The sequence below is a fragment of the Nocardioides sp. F233 genome, assembly GCF_057813895.1.
This window is the reverse complement of sequence record NZ_JBVASH010000013.1, coordinates 1-3,455: the sequence shown is the minus strand read 5'-3', so window position 1 is coordinate 3,455 and position 3,455 is coordinate 1. Positions and strand designations below refer to the sequence as shown.

The following is a 3,455-nucleotide window of genomic DNA, read 5'->3' as shown; positions in this document are numbered from 1 at the left end:
GTGGTGGGGGTGGGGTTGTTGTGTGTGTTGGTGGTTTGTTGTGGGCAAGTTGTTAAGGGCACATGGTGGATGCCTTGGCATCGAGAGCCGATGAAGGACGTTGGAGCCTGCGAAATGCCCTGGGGAGTTGGCAACCGAGCGTTGATCCGGGGATGTCCGAATGGGGAAACCCAGCTGGAGTCATGTCCAGTTACCCGCATCTGAATGAAATAGGGTGTGTGGAGGGAACACGGGGAAGTGAAACATCTCAGTACCCGTAGGAAGAGAAAACAAAAGTGATTCCGAGAGTAGTGGCGAGCGAAATCGGATGAGGCTAAACCCATGTCGTGTGATAGCCGGCAGGCGTTGCGGTGTGGGGGTTGTGGGAGTGTTGTTGCTGTCTCTGCCGGGATGGCGCGCAGTAAGAAACCAAAGACGAGGTCGAAGTCCGTTGGAAAGCGGTGCCGTAGCGGGTGATAGCCCCGTAGACGATAGTGTTTGGCTGTGTTCAGCATTTCCCAAGTAACACGCCACCCCTGAAATGGTGTGTGAATCTGGCGGGACCACCCGTTAAGCCTAAATACTCCTCGATGACCGATAGCGGACCAGTACCGTGAGGGAAAGGTGAAAAGTACCCCTGGCGGGGAGTGAAATAGTACCTGAAACCATGTGCCTACAATCCGTTGGAGCCTTCCTTGTGGGGGTGACAGCGTGCCTTTTGAAGAATGAGCCTGCGAGTTAGCGATACGTGGCAAGGTTAACCCGTGTGGGGTAGCCGTAGCGAAAGCGAGTCTGAATAGGGCGTTTGAGTCGCGTGTTCTAGACCCGAAGCGGAGTGATCTATCCATGGGCAGGTTGAAGCGCCGGTAAGACGGCGTGGAGGACCGAACCCACTTCAGTTGAAAATGGAGGGGATGACCTGTGGATAGGGGTGAAAGGCCAATCAAACTCCGTGATAGCTGGTTCTCCCCGAAATGCATTTAGGTGCAGCGTTGCGTGTTTCTTGCCGGAGGTAGAGCACTGGATAGCCGATGGGCCCTACCAGGTTACTGACGTTAGCCAAACTCCGAATGCCGGTAAGTGAGAGCGTGGCAGTGAGACTGTGGGGGATAAGCTTCATAGTCGAGAGGGAAACAGCCCAGACCATCGGCTAAGGCCCCTAAGAGGTGGCTAAGTGGAAAAGGATGTGGAGTCGCAGTGACAACCAGGAGGTTGGCTTGGAAGCAGCCACCCTTGAAAGAGTGCGTAATAGCTCACTGGTCAAGTGATTCCGCGCCGACAATTTAGCGGGGCTCAAGCCATCCGCCGAAGCCATGGCAATCGTATTCAACCCAGGCCACTACTTGATGGTGGTCCAGGGGTACGGTTGGGTAGGGGAGCGTCGTGTCACGGGTGAAGCGCCGGAGTGATCCAGGTGTGGATGTGACACGAGTGAGAATGCAGGCATGAGTAGCGAATCACGGGTGAGAAACCCGTGCGCCGATTGATCAAGGGTTCCAGGGTCAAGCTAATCTGCCCTGGGTAAGTCGGGACCTAAGGCGAGGCCGACAGGCGTAGTCGATGGACAACGGGTTGATATTCCCGTACCGGCGAAATGGCGCCCATGACGAGCCCGGTGATGCTAACCACCCGAAACCTCACTTATCAATCCCTTCGGGGTGCGAGGGTGGGGCAGAGCGTGGGATCCGATCCGGTAGTAGTCAAGCGATGGGGTGACACAGGAAGGTAGCCCAACCGCCGCGATGGTAGACGGCGGGTAAGCATGTAGGGGGTGTGGTAGGCAAATCCGCCATGCAGCCGTTTGATCGGTGGCCCTGAGATGTGATGCCGACCCCGTTTGGGGGAAGTGGGTGATCCTATGCTGTCGAGAAAAACCTCTAGCGAGCCATGAGCCGCCCGTACCCGAAACCGACTCAGGTGATCAGGTAGAGAATACCGAGGCGATCGAGACAACCATGGTTAAGGAACTCGGCAAAATGCCCCCGTAACTTAGGGATAAGGGGGGCCCGAGGCGTGTACCCACTTGCTGGGGAAGCGCCGGAGGCCGCAGAGACCAGGGGAAAGCGACTGTTTACTAAAAACACAGGTCCGTGCGAAGTTGTAAGACGATGTATACGGACTGACTCCTGCCCGGTGCTGGAAGGTTAAGAGGACGGGTTAGACGCAAGTCGAAGCTCAGAATTTAAGCCCCAGTAAACGGCGGTGGTAACTATAACCATCCTAAGGTAGCGAAATTCCTTGTCGGGTAAGTTCCGACCTGCACGAATGGAGTAACGACTTTCCTACTGTCTCAACCATGGACTCGGCGAAATTGCACTACGAGTAAAGATGCTCGTTACGCGCGGCAGGACGGAAAGACCCCGGGACCTTTACTATAGTTTGGCATTGGTGTTTGGTTCGGCTTGTGTAGGATAGGTGGGAGACTGTGAAGCGGCCACGCCAGTGGTTGTGGAGTCATCGTTGAAATACCACTCTGGTCGTACTAGATGTCTAACCTAGGGCCATGATCTGGTTCAGGGACAGTGCCTGATGGGTAGTTTAACTGGGGCGGTTGCCTCCCAAAATGTAACGGAGGCGCTCAAAGGTTCCCTCAGCCTGGTTGGCAATCAGGTGTTGAGTGTAAGTGCACAAGGGAGCTTGACTGTGAGACAGACATGTCGAGCAGGGACGAAAGTCGGAACTAGTGATCCGGCAACTGCGAGTGGAAGCGTTGTCGCTCAACGGATAAAAGGTACCCCGGGGATAACAGGCTGATCTTCCCCAAGAGTCCATATCGACGGGATGGTTTGGCACCTCGATGTCGGCTCGTCGCATCCTGGGGCTGGAGTAGGTCCCAAGGGTTGGGCTGTTCGCCCATTAAAGCGGCACGCGAGCTGGGTTTAGAACGTCGTGAGACAGTTCGGTCCCTATCCGCCGCGCGCGTAGGAAACTTGAGAAAGGCTGTCCCTAGTACGAGAGGACCGGGATGGACGAACCTCTGGTGTGCCAGTTGTACCGCCAGGTGCATGGCTGGTTGGCTACGTTCGGAAGTGATAACCGCTGAACGCATCTAAGCGGGAAGCACGTTTCAAGATGAGGTTTCCCACCCCTTGTGGGTTAAGGCTCCCAGCAGAACACTGGGTTGATAGGCCGGAGGTGTACAGCAGTAATGCCCAGCCGACCGGTACTAATAGGCCGAAGACTTGCCACAACAAACCCCCAACACACTCAACAACACCAAACGAAACACTGTGTTGGTGCCGCGTCCACATGAAGAAACCAACCCCGACCACGGGAGCAGGGTTTCTGGAGCAATCCAGAACCCGCCTGCCGTGGGAACCCAGACACCTGGGTACACAGGGGTTCATAGAGTTACGGCGGCCATAGCGGCAGGGAAACACCCGGTCCCATCCCGAACCCGGAAGTTAAGCCTGCCAGCGCCGATGGTACTGCAACCGAGAGGATGTGGGAGAGTAGGACGCCGCCGGACAAACATT

At 55.9% G+C, this 3,455-nt stretch carries 2 rRNA genes; both read left to right on the top strand.

Annotated features, from left to right (window positions below):
• Positions 1-42: 42 nt before the first annotated feature.
• Positions 43-3,169, top strand: a 23S ribosomal RNA gene (locus ACZYRU_RS26840).
• 162 nt (positions 3,170-3,331) lie between these two features.
• Positions 3,332-3,448 (top strand): 5S ribosomal RNA (rrf, locus tag ACZYRU_RS26835).
• Positions 3,449-3,455: the final 7 nt, after the last annotated feature.